17 protein-coding genes are annotated in these 18,459 nt (G+C 66.1%); 3 read left to right on the top strand and 14 right to left on the bottom strand.

What is annotated here, in order from left to right:
* Window positions 1-118 precede the first annotated feature (118 nt).
* The 11 genes from AWC08_RS20460 to AWC08_RS20410 all read right to left on the bottom strand — a co-directional run bounded on the left by AWC08_RS20460 (window position 119) and on the right by AWC08_RS20410 (window position 12,574).
* Window positions 119-1,189: a glycosyltransferase family 4 protein gene (locus tag AWC08_RS20460; RefSeq protein ID WP_069433242.1), complete on the bottom strand. Its 1,071-nt coding sequence runs from the start codon at window positions 1,187-1,189 to the stop codon at window positions 119-121.
* Window positions 1,190-1,200: 11 nt separating this feature from the next.
* On the bottom strand, window positions 1,201-2,304 hold the full coding sequence (locus AWC08_RS20455; protein ID WP_069433236.1) for a transferase: 1,104 nt from the start codon (window positions 2,302-2,304) through the stop codon (window positions 1,201-1,203).
* Window positions 2,301-3,554, bottom strand: a complete 1,254-nt coding sequence (locus AWC08_RS20450; protein ID WP_069433235.1) for a class I SAM-dependent methyltransferase — start codon at window positions 3,552-3,554, stop codon at window positions 2,301-2,303. The genes AWC08_RS20455 and AWC08_RS20450 overlap by 4 nt, the downstream gene beginning before the upstream one ends.
* 58 nt (window positions 3,555-3,612) lie before the next feature.
* Window positions 3,613-5,574 (bottom strand): glycosyltransferase, encoded by a 1,962-nt coding sequence (locus AWC08_RS20445; protein ID WP_069433234.1) that lies wholly within the window; start codon window positions 5,572-5,574, stop codon window positions 3,613-3,615.
* Window positions 5,571-7,037: a flippase gene (locus tag AWC08_RS20440; RefSeq protein ID WP_372513531.1), complete on the bottom strand. Its 1,467-nt coding sequence runs from the start codon at window positions 7,035-7,037 to the stop codon at window positions 5,571-5,573. Before AWC08_RS20440 ends, AWC08_RS20445 begins: the two co-directional genes overlap by 4 nt.
* A gap of 17 nt (window positions 7,038-7,054) precedes the next feature.
* Window positions 7,055-8,575, bottom strand: coding sequence for a sugar transferase (locus AWC08_RS20435; RefSeq protein ID WP_082986109.1), 1,521 nt, complete (start codon window positions 8,573-8,575; stop codon window positions 7,055-7,057).
* A complete protein-coding gene (locus tag AWC08_RS20430; RefSeq protein ID WP_232007805.1) occupies window positions 8,572-9,417 on the bottom strand; it encodes a WecB/TagA/CpsF family glycosyltransferase in 846 nt (281 codons plus the stop codon). Before AWC08_RS20430 ends, AWC08_RS20435 begins: the two co-directional genes overlap by 4 nt.
* Window positions 9,418-9,424: 7 nt before the next feature.
* Entirely contained in the window at window positions 9,425-10,081 is a 657-nt protein-coding gene (locus AWC08_RS20425; RefSeq protein ID WP_069433233.1) for a PIG-L deacetylase family protein, read from the bottom strand.
* Entirely contained in the window at window positions 10,078-10,878 is an 801-nt protein-coding gene (locus tag AWC08_RS20420) for a glycosyltransferase family protein (RefSeq protein WP_065132395.1), read from the bottom strand. The genes AWC08_RS20425 and AWC08_RS20420 overlap by 4 nt, the downstream gene beginning before the upstream one ends.
* A 230-nt stretch (window positions 10,879-11,108) precedes the next feature.
* The gene (locus tag AWC08_RS20415) at window positions 11,109-12,257 is read right to left on the bottom strand and encodes a PPE family protein (RefSeq protein ID WP_065132394.1); all 1,149 of its coding nucleotides are present in this window, start codon (window positions 12,255-12,257) and stop codon (window positions 11,109-11,111) included.
* Window positions 12,258-12,274: 17 nt separating this feature from the next.
* Complete coding sequence (locus tag AWC08_RS20410; protein WP_069433232.1) at window positions 12,275-12,574, bottom strand: PE family protein; 300 nt, start codon at window positions 12,572-12,574, stop codon at window positions 12,275-12,277.
* A gap of 409 nt (window positions 12,575-12,983) precedes the next feature.
* Here AWC08_RS20410 and AWC08_RS20405 point away from each other — a divergent pair, with 409 nt between their 5' ends.
* Together AWC08_RS20405 and AWC08_RS20400 are read left to right on the top strand one after the other, a co-directional pair.
* On the top strand, window positions 12,984-13,661 hold the full coding sequence (locus AWC08_RS20405; protein ID WP_069433231.1) for a TetR/AcrR family transcriptional regulator: 678 nt from the start codon (window positions 12,984-12,986) through the stop codon (window positions 13,659-13,661).
* 140 nt (window positions 13,662-13,801) lie between these two features.
* A complete protein-coding gene (locus AWC08_RS20400) occupies window positions 13,802-14,503 on the top strand; it encodes a TetR/AcrR family transcriptional regulator (protein WP_065133380.1) in 702 nt (233 codons plus the stop codon).
* A 5-nt stretch (window positions 14,504-14,508) separates the two neighbouring features.
* Here the strand turns inward: AWC08_RS20400 and AWC08_RS20395 are convergent, their stop codons facing one another.
* From AWC08_RS20395 to metG, 3 genes are all read right to left on the bottom strand, one after another.
* A complete protein-coding gene (locus tag AWC08_RS20395) occupies window positions 14,509-15,072 on the bottom strand; it encodes a serine acetyltransferase (protein WP_232007804.1) in 564 nt (187 codons plus the stop codon).
* A gap of 94 nt (window positions 15,073-15,166) precedes the next feature.
* Window positions 15,167-15,532 (bottom strand): PAS domain S-box protein, encoded by a 366-nt coding sequence (locus AWC08_RS20390; RefSeq protein ID WP_065133381.1) that lies wholly within the window; start codon window positions 15,530-15,532, stop codon window positions 15,167-15,169.
* Window positions 15,533-15,845: 313 nt separating this feature from the next.
* A complete protein-coding gene (gene metG / locus AWC08_RS20385; protein WP_069433230.1) occupies window positions 15,846-17,408 on the bottom strand; it encodes a methionine--tRNA ligase in 1,563 nt (520 codons plus the stop codon).
* A 50-nt stretch (window positions 17,409-17,458) separates the two neighbouring features.
* Here metG and AWC08_RS20380 point away from each other — a divergent pair, with 50 nt between their 5' ends.
* Window positions 17,459-18,313, top strand: a complete 855-nt coding sequence (locus AWC08_RS20380; RefSeq protein WP_174900784.1) for a TatD family hydrolase — start codon at window positions 17,459-17,461, stop codon at window positions 18,311-18,313.
* Window positions 18,314-18,459: the final 146 nt, after the last annotated feature.

The following is an 18,459-nucleotide window of genomic DNA, read 5'->3' as shown; positions in this document are numbered from 1 at the left end:
CCGACAACAGACTGGTCGAACTCCACAAATACCGCACCCGCCACAACAACTACGGCATCACCGAATGGCGCCCACCCGAACACCTAAACATCGGGCGGCCCCGCACCAACTGCATGCATCACCCGGGAAGATCCGTCGCAACCGACGACGACGAGGACGGGTAAACGCTGCCGATCACGTCCAATAGCCGCTCGGCCGCCCGGTCGACGGTGAACCGCTGCGTGTAGTGGCGCGCCGCCGAAGCGCCGAGTCGCGCCGCGCACGCGGGATCGGCCAGTTCGTCGAAAGCCCCTGTCAATCCGCTGATGTCGTCGACCCTTACCGGGCGGCATTCCGGGGGCTGGTATTCCGGCAAGCCGCCGCGGTCGGAAACGATGGGCATCACACCGAGTTGCATCGACAACACCTGCACGCCGCTCTGGGATGCCCTCCGGTAGTGCGCCACCGAGCCCTTTGCCGCGGCCAGCGTGCCGAGCACATCGGCGTATCGGTAGCGACCCGACCGCCATTCGGTGTGGGCGGGCAGCCGGGCAGCATCGATCGGCCCGTCGCCGATCAGTACCAGTTTGTCCCCACGCCAACCGTTTCCGTCGACATGCCGCTGCCATGCCCGCAGCACCACGTCCAGATTCTTGTAGGGATTCAGCCGACCGATCATGACGAAGTCACGTCGGCGTTGCGCGCTCACCGGAAGGGTGACCAGCGCCGGATCCAGGTCGCTGCTGAGCGGCAACACGTGGACGGGCATCCCGGTCACGTCGCGCCGCGTGGTGACCCGGGCCGCAACGTAACCGCTGTAGGTGACCGTGGCCGCCGAGCGTGCGCCCCACCGGTCGAACACCTCGAGTTCATAGGAGGGCCGCCGTTCAGCGACGTCATGCGGACGGTCGTCGTGCACCAGTTGAATCCGCGGCGCCCGGCCGGCCAGCGCGATCCAGCGTGGATCGCGAACCAACTCCGTGATGACGATGTCTGGCCGGTACTGACGAACGCGGCGCCATGCGGCGAAACTGGGCCCCCACGTTGCCGCGGTGCGAAAGCGCGGATCCAGGACGAGTTCGTAGTCGCGGGCGGGTCCGGATTCCGGGTGCTGATCGGAGGTCACCAGCAGCACGTCGGCACCGTGGCGACGCAGCGCCTCGGCCTGAACGCGCGCCAGCGGACGCAGCCATGGCGAAAGCCAGAGAATCCGTGGGTGCTTCACGCCGAACCCGGTAGCACCGACGTGCCGTGATCCACCCACCAGCGCCCGTCCAACTGCGGGTAGGTGCGTTGCACTTCGCTGTACAGATAGGGGAGCGTCAGCAAGACCCGATCGGGATCGGCCGCGATGAGCTGTTCGGGCGAGATGATCTCGACGTCGGTGCCAGGCACCCGGCGTCCATGCTTGTCGGCTGAGGCGTCGGCGATGCCTTTGATGAGCCGCCGGTCTATCCCCGCCATGTGGAATAGCCCGGGCACCCTTGACCCTGCGCAGTAGGCGTACACCGAGAGGTGTTGCGCGGCCTGCTCTTCCAGCCACTGTCGCAGCTGGCTGACGTGAGTGTCGGCCGCCTGCTGCATTTTCCGTAGCACGTAGGCCTTCGTCACGCCGAACTGGCACTCATATTTCAGGATGTCGTGGGCACGCTGGTCGCGCTCGACGTGGCCGTGCACCGCCGCCACCAGATACGTCCCACCGAGTAGATCGAACTCCCATGCGGTAGCTATGCTCATTCCCACCGCGCCCAGCAGATTCGTCAACGCGGTAAGCGAGTGGTAGCCGAAGTGGCTGTGGCGCAGTAGATTCCACTGTCCCTGACTGATCATCGCTGTCAGCGACGGGATCTGCACCAGCAGCACACCGTCGGGCGCGGTGGCCTTCGCCCGAGATTCGAACGCGGCTCGCTGATCGGCGTCGTGCATCAGGCCGAACGAGTCGAGCACCACGTCGGCGATCTCGGCCTCGCGGTAGCCGCGTTCGGCCAACAACGGCAACCAGGTTCCGCCATGCGGACTGCCGAACTCGCGGACCGTGTCCCCGCGAAGCCAGCCGGCGTCAGCAACCCGTTGCACCGCCTCCGCGGCCTGATCGCGCATCGCCTGCGGCTCGACACTCTGCTGTTCTTCGGCCACGCCGAGGGCCTCGCCGCCGGCGAGTTGGGCAAGGCCGCAGCAGCCGCACAGGTCCATCGCCAGTTCGTGCATCGTCTCCTGCGGGCTGAGGGGCTCGGTGATCAACGGAAACTGTTCGGCCGCAGGAGCCTTGCCCAGATCGAGGACCCTGCTGAGATCAGTGTCGCCACAGCCCCGGCAGTGACTCATCCGACTGCGGCACCGTGCGAGGTCAGGTCGTTCGCCAGGTGCAGGGTTGGGAGTGGGTAGACGATCTGGCCGCCCCACTCGGTGACGTAGCTGAGTTGTTCGGTGATTTCGGTTTCCAGGTTCCAGGGCAACACGAGGACGACGTCCGGGCGGTCCTTGGCGATGAGTTCCGGGTCGTGAATCGGAATCCGGGTGCCCGGCGTGAAGTTGCCGTGCTTGTAGGGGTTGCGGTCGACAGTGTATTCGAGCAAGTCCGTGCGGATTCCGCAGTAGTTGAGCAACGTGTTGCCCTTGCCCGGCGCACCGTAGCCGACGACACGTTTGCCCTCGGCCCGGCACTGCAGCAGGAACCGCAGCAGGTCGTGTCGAATCTCTTCGGTACGGTGCCGCAGTTGCAGGTAGCCCTCCGGACGGTGCAGACCCGCCGCCTCCTCGATACGCAGAATCTTGTTGACCCGTTCGGTCGGTGGTCCGGCGACCTCGATCGGTCGGGCCCACACTCGGATGGACCCCCCATGGGTGGGCAGCAGCTCGACGTCGACCACGGCCAGCCCAGCACTGGCGAGTGCGTTCTGCGCCGAGAACACGGTGTAGTACTGGAAGTGCTCGTGATAGATCGTGTCGAACTGACCCAGGCACACCAGGTTCAGTGCGTGGTGTACCTCGATGCTCAGCCACCCGTCGTCGGAGAGCAGCCCGCGCAACGACTGGGTGAAGCCGCGCAGGTCAGGTATGTGAGCGTAGACGTTGTTGGCCACCACCAAGTTTGCCGAGCCGTGCTGGGCACGGACCCGTCGCGCCAGCGCCGGATTCAGGAACTCCGACACGGTGGGCACGCCGCGTTTGGTGGCGACCGCGCCGACGTTCAACGACGGTTCGATGCCAAGGCAGGGAATGCCCCGGGCGACCGCGTGCTGCAACAGATATCCGTCGTTGCTGGCGACTTCTACCATGAACGAATCGGGGCCCAGCCCGAGGCGCTCGACGGCCTGCTCGACGAAGGTTGCGGCATGCTGCACCCAGCTGTCGGAATACGAGGAGTAGTAGGCGTATTCGGTGAAGGTCTCCTCGGGGGTGATCAGCGCGGGTATCTGCAGTAGCAGGCAGTCCTGGCACAACCGCAGGTGCAGCGGATAGGTGGGCTCGGGCAGGTCGAGTTCCTCTGGGGAGAGAATCTTTTCGCACGGCGGAGTCGCACCCAGGTCCAGCACGCTGAGCATGCGGTTCGAGTCGCACAAGCGGCACTTCATGGAATTCTCGATTCGTTGGTTCGGTGGATGTGGGACGAGTGGTGGCGTGGCAGGGGATTCACATCACAGCGCCGATCGCCTCGAGGTAGGCGTCGGTCATCGCCTCCACGGTGTAATGCGTCTGCATGCGCTCGAAACCGCGCCACCCCACCTCCGGCAATCCGTCGACTTCGGTGAGGATTTCGGCCAGTTGGCTCCGCCACGCCGACGCGGACACGGGTTCGACGACGAAGCCGGCCTTGCCGAAGTCCAGCATTTCCGGGACCGCGCAGATGCCCGACGCGGCCACCGGCACCCCGCGCGCCATGGCCTCCAGAATCGCCATCGGGAACGCCTCGGAGCGGCTCGGCACGCAGAGCAGGTCGGCGTCGGCCAGTGCCGGGCCGGGCCCGGGTGACCACCCGCGCCACTGGACCCGGTCGCGCAAGGAGTCCGGCGTACGGGCTTCGAGTGCCTTCCGGTCCGGGCCGTCGCCGAAAATCGAGAGCCGCCAGGGCAGGTCGGTCAGGCCGCCGAGCGCCTCGATCAGCAGCTGGGGGTTCTTGTGCTCGACGATGCGGGACAGCATCACCAGGTGCGGCGGTTGGCCCAGGGTGCGGACCCGCTCGGCGGGCTCGCCGGAAACGGGAACGCCGTTGGGCGCGACGAAGTGGCGTCCCTTGATGTTGTGGTGCGGGGTGAGCATGTCCCAATGACGTTGGGCGAGCACGATGAAACCATCGGCGCGATTCATCGCGGCGGTCAACGGCCGAGAGTAGATCGGCCGGTCGGATTCCGGCGGCACGTGCGGGGCCACCAGCCAGCGCCGGTTACCCGAGGCAGCCTTCCATAGTGTCGCGAAGCCCGTCTCGGTGTTGGTGTCGCCGGTGATGAGCACCGCCGGGCCCGCGGGTAAATCGACCATCGGCGCCCACCAGGGCTGGCGGACCACGCGGACGCTGTGTGGAATCTCCTTGAGCAGCGGACCGAACCGTTGCATGCAGGCCACCGTGACCGGATAACCGCGGCGGTCCAGTTCCTTTGCCAGCAAGGACTTTTGACGTTCCGCCCCGCCGTACGCCAGGCGATTGGTGGTGATGACGATCGAGGGTTTATCGGTGCGCCGGGCATCAATTGCGCGTTTGCGGGCACCGCGTTTGGACCGCTGGACCCTGTCCAACACCGAGGTGGCGGCCAGGAAGGCGTCGGCGTGGTGAACACTGTCCTGGCGTTCCAGCAGTAACGCGATGTTGGAGCGCAACAAGTCCCGATTGCGGAAGCGCTCCACGGTGGAAACCTCCGCACCGTGGTTGTAGACCGATTCCCGGGCCGCCTTGCCGGCCGCCGGGTTGCCGTGCTCGGCGTTGAGTTCATCGGCGAGCAGGATCCGCCATCCGGCGGCGGTGGCGCGTTCCTGCCAGTCGGTCTCCTCGCCGTAGAGGAAGAACTCCTCGTCGAAGCCGCCGATTTCGTTCCAGGCCTGCCGGTTCATCGCCAGGCAGATGCCGGCCATGTAGCCGTCGATGCTTTCGGATTCGCCGGGTTGCTCACGATAGAGATGAGAGAAGCGGGTGCCCCGCAGCCGTGCGGAGTAGCCTGCGGCTGCCACCACCGACCGGATCAGGGTGCGGTGCTTGGTGGCGATGTCCCAGAGCAGCGGACCGGGTGCACCCGGGTCTTGAATCAGCGGCGACACGGCCGCGACGCCGGGTTGGCCGATCAATTCGCGGGTGCGGGTCAACGGCCCCGTCAGTCGGGTGTCGGCGTTGAGCAGCAGGAAATCCGTGTCGTCGGGCGTGTGCTTGGCCAGGGCGTTGAAGGCGGCGCCGAAGCCGAGATTCACCGGGCCGAGGACCCAGTGCACGTCGGGATGGCGCGCGGCCAGTTCCTCGCGTCCGGGGTAGTCGTCACCGCTGTTCTCGTAGACGTAGACCGGCAATCCCGGTACGTGTTCGGCGACGCTGGCCAGGCACTGTTCGAGCAGATCGTGACTCTTGTAGGTCACGATCAGCACCGAGAGGGGTCGCTGCGAGGTTGTCATGCGGTCACCTTTTTCCGGAAGAGTGAGGTAAGGGTCGACCAGTTCGCGGGCCCGGCTACCACGTTGACGACCAGATAGGTCGCCGCGGCGGCGGCCAGTGCGAACACCACGTTCTGGCCGGAAAGCAGCAGCGCCGCAACGGCGCTGGCCGATGTCGGCACCAGCAGGCGAAGCAGGAAGCTCAACGGTGTGCGGTATCCGCAGTGGTTGCCCAGCCGCCAGCTTGCAAACGCCAGCCCGATCAGCTCCGTGCACACCAGCGAGATGCCCGCGCCGACCGCGCCGAATCGACCATCCAGGCACAGGTTCAGTGCCACGTTGGCAGCAAGCGCGCCGACGGACAACCGGAAGAAGAATCGTTGCTCGTGGCAGGCGAACAGGCCCTGCCCGAGGGTTCCGGTGACGAACCGCAACGAGGCGGCGATCAGCAGCAACGCCAGCGTCGGTGCACCGCGGCTGACGAACTCCGCGTCACCGAACAGCTTGATCAAGGGACCGGCCAGCAGGGTGCCGACCACCGCGACCGGAAAGGCAAGGAAGCTCATCAGTTCCACGCTGCGGCGCAGGAACGCGACGTAAGCATCGACGTCGCGCGAATACAGGCCGGTGGCCGTCGACAGCGTCGATTTCTGGAAGAAGATGGACAACGCCTCGGTGTTGAAGGCGATGGTGTAGGCGAGCCCGTACACGCCCACCTCGGCATGGCTGCTCAGCAGGGACAGGATCACCCCGTCGGCACGCCAGTACAGGATGCCGACCAGAGCGACGCCCATCAGCGGCAGGCTCTCGCGCAACAGATCCCAGGACTCTCGCGGGGAGAACACCGGGCGCAGCGAGACGTGCCGCGCCGCGGCTGCGCCCTGAATTGTCAACTGCACCAACGGCGGTATGAGCTGCGCGACCGCGAACCAGATGATGTTCGCGTGCGTCGTCACCAGCCAGCTGACCATGGCCAGGGTGCCGATCCGGCCCGCGACGTCAGAGACGGCGACCGCGGAGAAACGCACGGTGGACAGGAAGACGGGCTCGAACCGGGTCCGCACGGTCAACAGCAACAGCTGGCCGGACAACACCACCAGCATCACCCGCACATCGGCGTCGCGGTAGATCAGCCACCCGGTGACCGCGGCCATGACCGCCAGCGGGGTGCAATACACCAGTGACAGACCACTATTGACGCGAACCAGGCGCTCCAGTGCGCCTCGCCCGGAGGTGACGCGGCGCACGATCACGGTGTTGATGCCCAGGTCGGTCGCCGCCGTCCACATCCCGATGAAGGCGACGGCCACCATCAGCTGGCCGTAGCGGCCGGGACCCAGATAGCGGGCAGTCATCGACACCGAGACCACCGAGGCCAGCATCCCCAGCACCCGGCAGACGAGTTGGATCGAGAACGCGTGCGCGATCCGCGACTGCGGTACTTCCGGCGGGGGAGTCAACTCCTGCCCCGTCGGCTCGATCACTGTGTCGCCCTTCATCTTCAGTAGGCTCCGTCGCTGGCCAGCACGGCCCTGAGGGTTCGGGCGATGATCACCAGGTCCCCGGCCATCGACCAGTTGTCGACGTAGGACAGGTCGAGTCGGACGGAGTCCTCCCAGGACAGATCGGACCGGCCGCTCACCTGCCATAGGCCGGTGACCCCGGGCTTGACCAGCAGCCGCCGCTTGACTTCACCGTCATAGTTCTCCACTTCGCGGCGCAGCGGCGGGCGCGGGCCGACGACGCTCATGTCCTGCTTGAGCACATTGATGAATTGCGGAAGCTCGTCAATGCTGTAGCGGCGCAGCACCGTTCCGACTGACGTCACGCGCGGGTCCTGGCGGATCTTGAAGAGCACCCCGCCGGCGCCCTGGTTCAACGGCAAGAGTCGGTCGACCTGCTTGTCCGCGCCGTCCACCATGGTGCGGAACTTCAACATGGTGAAGGGCCGGCCGTCCAGGCCGATCCGTTCGGCGCGATAGAACACCGGTCCCCTGCTGGTCATTTTGATAGAGACGGCGGCCACGATCAGCAGGGGCGCCGTCACCAGCAGCGCAGCCAGCGCAAAGCAGAAGTCGAAGGCGCGTTTCTGCAGGCGCTGGGTGCCCTCGTACTGCGGCTTGTCGACATGCAGCAGCGGGTATCCGGCGATGGGCCGCATGGTCAGCCGGGCGCCGGCGACGTCCATCACGCCGGCCGAAACGACCAGGTCGACGTCCATCGTCTCCAGCCGCCACATCAGGTCGCGGATGGCGTGGACTCCGAAATGCTCGGTGCGGGTCACCGCCACCGTGTCGGCGCCGCACAGGCCGATGGCGCTCACCGCGCTGCTTTCGTCACCCAGGATCGGGATGTCGCGGCCCTGCACCTTGAGGGTCTCGTCACGCGGCGGGCCGTACCCCGGGATGCACACGCCGACAACGACATAACCCTCCTTGGGGTTGCGGATCAGCTCGCGGGCGAGGTGGCTGACTCCCGAGCGGTCGCCGATCGCCAGCACCATGGTCTGGTACTGGCCGCGAGCGCGCATGCGCCACACGTACTTACGCCACAGGTTGCGGCTGGTCAGCAGGCCCAGGGTGCCGACCGGAAGCGCGACCGCCAGGTAGCCGCGGGCCAAGTCGATCTTGGCCAGCAGCGTGACCATCGCGATGATGCCGAAGACCGAGAAGGACGCGCTGGCCAGCCGCCGGTATTCGTCGATGCCGGCGCCGATGATCCTAGGAGACCGGGTATGGAACACCGAGATCGAGCTGAGCCACAGCAGCGCGAACAGGCAGGAGAACAGCGTCATCACCGGGCCGGGGTAGCCCGACATGTTCGGTGAGTCACCGAACCGGACGAATTGCGCGAGCATGATTGCCGCACAGACGATTACCGAGTCGGTGATACGCAGCCGGGCCGAATATTGTTGCTGCCAGCGGGCAACGGTGCTGACGTTCGGCGCCGGCACCGCAACCAGGCGTGACCGGCCGGCCTTCGACTGCAGGATGGCCGTCGTAGTGGCCGATCTCTCGCTCATGCGGACATCGCTTCTGTTGCGGGGCGAGTGATTTCGGCGTGGTCGTGACCGCCGACGTAGTGGACGCCCGGGTAGCAGATGAGCTGCGCGCGCGCGGCGCGCAGGAGCGCGATCGGACCCTGCAATAGGTAGCGGCGCGCGAGCCGGCGCGGCTCACGGGTCAAGCGGTGCAGCCATTCCAGCCCCCAGCGCTGCATCCATGCCGGAGCGCGACTGGTCATGCCGGCCAGGAAGTCGATCGCGCCGCCACAGGGCAGGAAGACCCGCGCGCCCGTCGCATGACCGTGCTCGTCGACCCACCGCTCCTGACGCGGCTTGCCCAGGCTGACGACCAGGAGGTCGGTGCGTGCCGAGCGGATCGCGGAACACAGTGCCTCCGAGGCTGATTCGATGTCGTCGGAGCCGGGTGCCCACATGCCGGACACGGCCAGGCCCGGGTAACGCGTTCGGAGGTGCTCGGCCAGCAGTACGTGAGTCTGGGCGCTGCCACCGAAGAACCCGACTCGGTGGCCGTTCGCTTCGGCCAGCGCCAGCACGGACGGCAGCAAGTCGGCACCGGTGACCCGGGGCCACGGGCGTGCCGTCAGCAACTTGCCCCGCCAGGCAATCGGCATGCCGTCGGCCAACAGCAACCATTCGACCAGGCCGTTGGGCACGGCGCTCGCGACGCGGAAGTGATGCAGGTGATCGAGATTCACCGATCCCACCGCCAGGCCGCGGGCCGATCGAGATCGCAAGCGCGAGTCGACGATCGACAACACCTCGTCGATCTCGCAGCGCTCGACGATGCTCCCGCTGACGACCATCCGCACGGGGGCCTGGTCGAGAGTGTCTTTGGCCATGATCGAGCTACCCGGCGACCGGACTCAGCACGACCTTCTCCGCCACGAAGCCCTCCGCGTAACGGGCGCGGCTTTGCACGCCGCGCATCCGCATCAAGCCGAGGAAGCTCTCGTCGTCAAACCAGTCGCGGCCCGCCTGGGATGGGTAGGACTCGGCGAGCAGCCGTGTCTTCTGGGCAGCGACGTCCGCTGACACCGGAACGTAGACAGTGGGATTCGGTAGATCGGACTCCCACTTGAGGATCTCGTAGCCCAGCACCAGGTGCGCGCGGAACTCGGTCGGAATCAGCTTGGCCAGCAGCCGGTGGTCCTGGTGGTAGTCGGCACGCTGAGGACCGAGTACCAGGTCCGGCTCGCAGCCGCGACGGAACTCGGCGAGGTGTCCCTTGACCGCGCCCCAGTGTTCGGGGAGTCGTCCGTCGGGCAGGCCGACCACCGTCAGGCGCACGTCGGCCTGCGGAAAGAACGCGGCGAAGGCGCTCTTCTCCTCGATCTCACGCTCCGTGCCGGCGCCGGTCAGCACCAGCGCGTGAATGACCAGGCCGGGGTTGCTCCGCTCAAGCTGCATCAGGGTGGCGCCGGCGCCGATGAGGATGTCGTCGCAGTGTGCGCCGATCGCGGCGACCGAGCCGACGCCCGTCCCGGAGAAAGTCAGGGTGATCATGCCGAGACTTCCGCCAATGCGGCAGGTGTCTCCCAGACCGCCCACGGACGGACTCCGCGGTTGTAGTCGGCGTCGAGTTCGGCACGTTCCTTGAACGTGTCGGCCGGCTTCCAAAACCCTTCATGCTGATATCCGAGCAACCGCCCGCTGCCGGCCAGCTCCATGCACGCGTCGCCGACCAGGTCGCCGTTCTCGGGGATCAGGTCGATGACGTCCTGACGGAGAACGAAGTAACCACCGTTGACCCAGATGGGAAACTTGGCGATGGGTGCGATCTCTTTAATGTCGCCGTGGGTGCTGACGTCGACACAGTGGAACGACGACTGCGGTGGCACGACGAGCATTGACGCGGCGGCCCCGGCCGCATGGAACCGCTCGATCATGGTGTCCAGTGGCGCGTCGGTCAGGACGTCGGCGTAGTTCGCGAGGAAGTACTCGTCGTCTCCGAGGTGCTTGCGGACCCTGCGCAGCCGCTCGCCGATCGGTGACTCCAGGCCGGTGTCGACGAAGGTGATCGTCCAGTTGGACATGTCGGTGTCGAGCAGCTCGACTTTGCCGCCGCGCATTACGAAGTCGTTGGACTCGGTCTCGCGGTAGTTGACGAAGAAGTCCTTCACCAGGGACTGGCCGTAGCCCAGGCACAAGATGAAGTCGGTGTGGCCGTAGTGCGCGTAGTAGCGCATGACGTGCCACAGCAGCGGTCGGGGACCGACCATCTGAAGTGGCTTCGGGATGAGGTCACCGGCTGCGCTGCGCATCCGCATGCCGTAACCGCCGCAGAATAGTACGACCTTCATTTGCCTGCCCCCCTGTGCAAACCGCTCACTTCGTTCTCCTCCCACCGGTGCACGGGCTCCCATACCCGTCACTTGCTAAGGACCATTATTACATACTATTTGGATGATATCGCTCGGAAATTATGACTAGAAGTCTTGAATTGCCTTTATTATCGAGGTTGTAACCTGCGGGGTGCGATGGATGCTGGTGTCTTGGTCGGATCGGCCCCGGCCCGCGTACCGGCGTCAGATCATGCGCCGTATCCGGCGGACGGCGGCTGCGCCATCACCGTGGGGACCAGTCCGTACCTTGGACCCGCTGCGGGTCCCGGACTCGCGGCCGCCCGCGGCATCCCGCCCAGCAGACTCGGAGGCACGTTGCCGACGGCACCGGGGGTGGCACCCGGCAGGGCCGAGCTGACGCCGGTGAGGTGGGCCGTCGGGATCACGCTCGTCCATGCCGGGGGCACCGACAGCGACCCGAGGCTGGCCGCCTGCCCCATGGCCCCCAGCGCAGCGCCGCCGACCGCATCCGCGCCCGCGGCGGCCGCGCCGGCGGCGACCTCGGCCGCTTCGGCTGCCGCCTCGCCCACCTGGGTGGCCGCGGCGGCCATGCCCTGCATGGTCTGGGCGATGCCCAGCACGCTGCTGATCGCGAACAGCGGCATCACCATGATGTTCAGGAGGTTGGCGATGTCGCCGCTGGAGGTGCTGATCGGTATGCCGGCGGCGGCCGTTCCGAGCGAGGCCGGTGCCGCCATGCCTTGCAGTGCCGCCGGAACCGCGCTGACCAGCGAGGCCAGTGTCGCCTGGGTCGCCGCGGCTTCGCCAGTGGCGGCCGATACCGCGGTCGCCTGCGCCGCGGCGCCGGCCGGGTCGGTGATCTGGGGCGGCGTTTCGAACGGCGACAGTGCCGAGGCCGCCGCCGAACTGGCCGCATAGCCGTACATGGCCGCCGCGTCCTGCGCCCACATCTCGCTGTAGAGCGCCTCGGTGGACGCGATCGCGGGCGAGTTCTGACCGAAGAAATTGGTCGCGACCAGCGCGGCCAGCAGGGCCCGGTTGGCGGCGATCACCGCTGGTGGAACCGTCATCGCATATGCCGCTTCGTAGGCGCCCACGGCCGCCCGTGCCTGGCCGGCCGCCTGTTCGGCCTGGCCGGACGTCGTACCCATCCACACCGCATAGGGCATGGCCGCCGCTGCCGCGGCGATCGCCGCCGGACCGAGCCACGGGCCGCTGGTCAGACCGGCGATCACCGACTGGTAGGAGGAAGCCGCCGTCGCCAGTTCGGTGGCCAGTTCATCCCAGGCGACGGAGGCCGCCAGCAGCGACTCAGCCCCTGCGCCTGCGTACATCCGCGCGGAGTTGATCTCCGGCGGCAATGCGCCAAAATCCATTGCCCACCCCCCGATCGTCAGCCGGCCGCCGCGGCGTTGGCCGCCTCGGTGGCGGCATACGAACCCGCACTGGCCGTCATGACCTCCACGAACATCTGGTGAATCGCCGCGGCCTGGGCGCTCACCGCCTGGTAGAGGTGTCCGTGCGCGGCGAACTGCGTAGCGGTGAGCGCGGAGACCTCGTCCGCGGCGGCCGGCACTATCGCGGTGGTGGGACCCGCCGCGGCCGTGCTCACCGTGTCGACGGCGCAGCCGATGCCTTGCAGCGTGCTGGCCGAAGCGGCCAGGGCTTCTGGCTGCGTGGTGACGAACGACATGCACCTCTCCTAACGCGAGCGTTGACGATGTAGTCGGCCGGGAGGATGACAGTCATCACGACAACGCCCGAGCTGGCAGTTCGGACCCGTTTTCCCGCCCTCTGCAGACCGACAGACCAGGCTTATACCCATTCTACATACTTTTTGAACGTAGCAAGCTGAAGAAACCGACTTGGGGTATTTCCTGGGCTTGGATGCAGTCATGTCGGCGTGTAACGCTGCAGGTCGGCGCGAACTTGATAGCCTCACATGTGGCGTCCAATGTGCCGCCTGAGACACACGCCGGTGGACGGCTCACCATCCGATGGTCTGGCCACCCGGTGAGGAAGGCATCCCGATGGTGAAGGTGATCGCACCGCTCAACGCTGCTGGTCGCTGCTGGGCACGCCCGGAAGTGTTACGCGGGTAGATGTCGACTGAATCGGCCGACGGACGGGCAGACAGCACTCGGCAACAGATTCTGCGGGCGGCCGCACATCAGTTCGCCCGCCGCGCCTACCACGACGTGGGACTGGACGACATCCTGGCCGAGGCCGAGTTGACCAAAGGCGCGATGTACTTTCACTTCCGCTCCAAGCACGCCCTTGCGGTGGCCATCATCGAACAGCACACCTCAGGGGGACGGGCGGCCGTCGAGGACCTGCTGTCCCGGCAGCTCTCCGGCCTGGAAACGCTGATCGACTTCTGCTACCTGATCGCGGTGCAGGACATCTCCAGGGACGTCGCCAGGGCCGCTCTGCACCTCATCGAGTCGGTGGGGCGCACAGAAGGGCTGCAGGCCGCTCTGCTGGGCGGCTGGGTCGATGCGCTGGCCAGCGTTGCCGAGCGTGCGATCAGCGAGGGCGACGTCGCCGAACGCTGGGAGCCGCGCGACATCGGACGGTTGATCGTGTCGATGTATCTGGGACTGCGCCAAACCAGCGACCTCGACGACCCCCGGGCCTTCCTGCTCGACCTGGAAAGAAACTGGGTTCTGATCCTGGCGGCGGTACTACCGCCGGACCGGGCCGACTACTTCGCCCAATTCCTCCGGCGGCGGACGGCGCTGGCTATCAAGGCCGTCCCGACCCCGGTGAGCACCACTTGATCCGGCGCCGGAGGCGATCTGGCACGCATGATCGAAAAACATCATGCCGACTGCTGCTAGGCTTATCCGGCTGACCAGCAGGAACAAGACGCCGAGGTCCGGAGCTGAACCGGATTGACATCACTGGGGAGGCATGGCCAATGGCGCGCCAGGTTCGATCCGAGCTAACCCGGCGGAAGATTCTGGATGCCGCGATCGACGTCTTCAGTGAAGTCGGCTACGCCGCAGCCGGGTGGGGCACCATCATCGAGCGAACCGGAATGACCAAGGGCGCCCTCTACCACCACTTCGATTCCAAAGAGGCTCTCGCGTCGGACATCATTGACGAGGGCGGCGAGGTCGTCCTCCGTGCTTTTCGCAATGTCTGCGGGTCGGCTTCGCCCGCCCTGGAAAACATGATCCACGGCACCTTCGCGGTTGCCAACGTGCTCAGCACCGACAAGACCGCACGTGCGGCCGAGCAGCTGGTCGCGGCCCTGAGTGGATTCAACGACGCGGTTGCACGCTGCTGTGCCGGCTGGGTGGCTGCAATGGCAGAGCAGGCGAGCGAAGGGGTAGCGCAAGGTGACCTGCGCGAAGACGTGGATCCCGAATCGCTCGCCCAGACGATTGTCGGTGCGATGTACGGAACCCGGTTGTTCTCCATCGCCATCGCGCGAAATCGGCAGAGCGAGAGCATGCTCGACCAGCTGAATGCGCAGCTGACTCAGATCTGGGTTGTGCTGCTTCCGGGAGTGGCGGCAGAGGCATCGCTTCCGTATTTCCGGCAATTTCTGGCCCGCGAAGCCCTGCGCCACACCCGGACCGGCGCGCCGGCCGGTCTCTCCGATGGGGCTCCGTAAAGGCTCTAGGCGCTGACGGCGCGCGGGCGGCGGTCCTTGACGATCCGGGCGGGAACGCCGGCGACGTCCACATCGTCGGGCACCGACTTGGTCACCACCGCACCTGCGTAAATGCCGACCCGGCTGCCGACGTCCGCGCCGAGCACCATGGCGCCCGGATAGATGAACACGTCGTCGCCGATGCTGGGATACTCGCCGGGGCGGCCTTCGCCGATCGTCACCCCTTGGTGGATACGACAGTTGGCGCCGATCTTTGCCCGATGATGCACGTGCACCCAGCCGACGTGAGCGACGGACAGGCCGGGTCCGAAGGCGTTGAGCGGAATGCCGAATCCGAGCTTCTCGCCCAGAAACTTCAGTCGTAGGCGCAGGTATGCAGCGACGAGGTGCCCGAAGGGCGTCCGGGCCGTGTTCGTCCAATATTCGGTCTTGCGCAGCATGCGCTGAAAGTAAGGAGCTCGATGCATGACCCGGTAGCGATGTCGCCAGCGCTCAAGTCCTTGGGCATGCAAGTCCGCCTCGAGGTAGGACTCCAAGTCGTTGCGAGTCTTGATCACAGCGGAAACCATACTACAAGTATTGACCCGGCCTCATCTCAATACTTGCGGTCTAGCTGAACTCATATGTCGCGACGCGGCGGGCGGGCATCCGCCCGAATGCGGCTCAGCGTTCTTCTTCCCACAGCTGTTCGGTCAGGTCCTGGAAGGCGGCCAGAGCAAATTTGTCGTCGGCGCGCATCACCGCCGACCGGCTCATCAAAGCCCGGACCACCGAGCCGTCTTTGTGTGCCAGCTCGACCACCATGTTCGCCAGGGCGTGGACGAATGAGAGCAGCGAGGACTCGGACTCCGGTGCCTGGTGGAAGATCTCGTGAAATCGCAGCGCCAGCACCTCTTCGGGGTCGCAGCCCACCATCTGGGCGAACGCGGTGTTGGTGAACAGGATGCTGCCGTCGTCGGCGATAGCGAGGACGGGGACCGGGATCCGCTCGAGAACCACCAGTGCAGGCAACTGCTTCAGGGTGGTCATCGGGGATTGGCTGGGCTGCCGATTCCGTCTTCGCTCCACCTGGCGATTATGGCCTATCGGTCAAAGACACCTCACACCGCTTGCCGCGAATACCCGAACCGCGGTTCGTAATGTGGCCATCCGGGTTCGTTTCCGTTACTTGACGAATCTTCAACTAGTCCGCTTCAGGCGGGTCGGATGCTCGCCTCGTTCGCGTCACTGCGTTCCGCTCACTCACCTTCGGGGTCGGATGCTCGCCTCGTTCGCGTCACTGCGTTCCGCTCACTCGGCTTCGGGGTCGGATGCTCGCCTCGTTCGCGTCACTGCGTTCCGCTCACTCGGCTTCGGGCGCCTGATAGCGCGGGAACACTCCGGACGGCGAGGGCAGCGCTGTCCCGGGGGCCAGCCTCGTTCCCACTGCGGCGAAGGTCCGTTGGTCGCGCGGCTGGCCCAGCAGGTCGAGCAACTTGTCGGCCGAATCCGGCATCACCGGGCTGATCAACAGCGCGGCGATGCGCACCACCTCGCAGGTGACATACAGCGTGGTGCGGAAGCGCTCCTGGTCTGTCACCGCTTCGCTCTTGCGCAGCACCCAGGGCTGCTGCGCGGAGAAGTACCTGTTCGCGTCACCGAGCATCAGCCAGATCGCCTCGAGCGCCAGATGCATTGCCTGCGAATCGAAATGGGCGCGCACCCGATCGAGCAGCCCGTCGGCCGTGCTCAGTAACTCGGTGTCCGCGTCGATGAACTCACCTGGGTCCGGCACCGCCGCGCCGAGGTTCTTGGCCACCATCGACAGGGACCGTTGGGCCAGATTACCGAGCTCGTTGGCCAGGTCGGTGTTGATCCGCGTGATGATCGATTCGTCGCTGTAACTGCCGTCTTGGCCAAAAGGGATCTCGCGCAACAGGAAATAGCGGACCTGGTCCACCCCGAAGGTGTCGACCAGCGCCACCGGATCGACGATGTTGCCGATCGACTTGCTCATCTTCTCGCCCCGGTTGTGCAGGAAGCCGTGCGCGAAAACCCTTCGCGGCAAGTCGATTCCGGCCGACATCAGAAACGCGGGCCAGTACACGGCATGGAATCTGATGATGTCCTTGCCGATCATGTGCAGGTCCGCGGGCCAGAAGCGGCGGAACAACTCCGAGTCGGTGTCGGGAAAACCGGCCCCGGTCAGATAGTTGGTCAGCGCGTCGACCCAGACGTACATGATGTGGTCGGGATGATCGGGGACCTGCACGCCCCAGTCGAACGAGGTGCGGGAGATCGACAGATCGTCCAGGCCGCCCGAGACGAAGCTGACGACTTCGTTGCGCCGGGTCTCAGGGGCGATGAAACCGGGGTTGTCGCGGTAGTGGGCGAGCAGCTTCTCGGCGTAGGCCGACAGCCGGAAGAAATAGGTCTGCTCCTCGGTCCACGTCACCGGGGTGCCGGTCTCGACCGCGATCCGGGTGCCGTCCTGCAACAGTTGGGTCTCGGATTCGACGAAGAACCGCTCGTCGCGCACCGAGTACCAGCCCGCGTAGTTGTCCAAATAGATATCGCCGGCCGCCTCCATGCGACGCCAGATTTCCTTCGAGGACACGTGATGGTCGGGGTCGGTGGTGCGGATGAACCGGTCGAAGGAGATGTTGAGCTTCTCCTGCATGCGCTGGAACACGTCGGAGTTGCTGCGCGCGAGTTGCGCGGTCGGCACCCCGGCGGCCGCCGCGGCCTGGGCGACCTTGAGTCCGTGCTCGTCGGTCCCGGTCAGGAAACGCACGTCGAAACCGTCGAGGCGCTTGAATCGGGCGATGGCGTCGGTTGCGATGTATTCGTACGCGTGACCCATGTGCGGCGCGCCGTTGGGGTAGGCGATCGCGGTGGTGACGTAATACGGCTGCTGTTGGTTCATCGGGGCTCCACCCTAATCGGGTCGGCCGCTTGCTGGTGTGTGCACATATCGTGGGGCGCGTGAGCGCCAGACGAGAAGCACCGCCCGCCCCGGAGCCGCTGTCGCCGTTGATCGACGCGCACACCCACCTCGACGCCTGCGGTGTCTCCGACGCGACCGGAGTGCGCGCACTCCTGGACCGCGCGTCAGCCGTCGGCGTCACGGCCGTGGTAACCATCGCCGACGACCTGGAGTCGGCGCGCTGGGTGGCGCGGGCGGTCGATTGGGACCCGCGGGTGTACGGGGCGGTGGCGTTGCATCCGACGCGCACCGACGCGCTGAGCGAGGACGCCCGCGCCGAGATCGAGCGGTTGACCGCTCACCCTCGTGTCGTGGCCGTCGGCGAGACGGGCATGGACATGTACTGGCCGGGCCGGCTCGACGGCTGCGCCCGGCCGGACGTTCAACGCGAGGCGTTCGCCTGGCACATCGACCTGGCCAAGCGGACCGGCAAGCCGTTGATGATCCACAACCGCGACGCCGACAGCGAGGTGCTCGACGTGCTGCGTGCCGAGGGCGCGCCCGAGACTGTGATCTTTCACTGCTTCTCATCCGGCAGTGAGATGGCTCGCATTTGTTCGGCTAAGGGATGGTTGCTGAGCCTGTCGGGGACGGTCAGCTTTCGTAACGCCCGCGACCTGCGCGAAGCCGTTCCGCTGATACCAGTGGATCAGATATTGGTGGAAACCGACGCGCCATTCCTCACTCCCCATCCGTATCGGGGCGCAGCGAACGAATCGTACTGTCTGCCCTACACCGTGCGAGCCCTCGCTGAACTGGTGAATCGCCGGCCGGAGGAGTTGGCGGAGATTACGACGAGCAACGCTCGCCGGGCGTACCGGCTGGACCGGTCGGGCGCCCGTTAGCGTCCGAACCGCAACAACATCCCCGCGCAGGAGTTGCTCTGCACTGGTCGGTTCATTACCGTCTTGTGATCGAACGGGTGGGCCTATGGGCCCATTTGTTATTTCAGCTGAATATGGTCGGTTGCTCGTCTTGGAACTTTTGCTGC

The organism is Mycobacterium gordonae (assembly GCF_002101675.1).
In the GTDB taxonomy this organism is placed as follows: Bacteria; Actinomycetota; Actinomycetes; order Mycobacteriales; family Mycobacteriaceae; genus Mycobacterium; species Mycobacterium gordonae.
The sequence above is the reverse complement of the archived record's forward strand: the minus strand, read 5'-3'. Positions and strand labels throughout refer to the sequence as shown.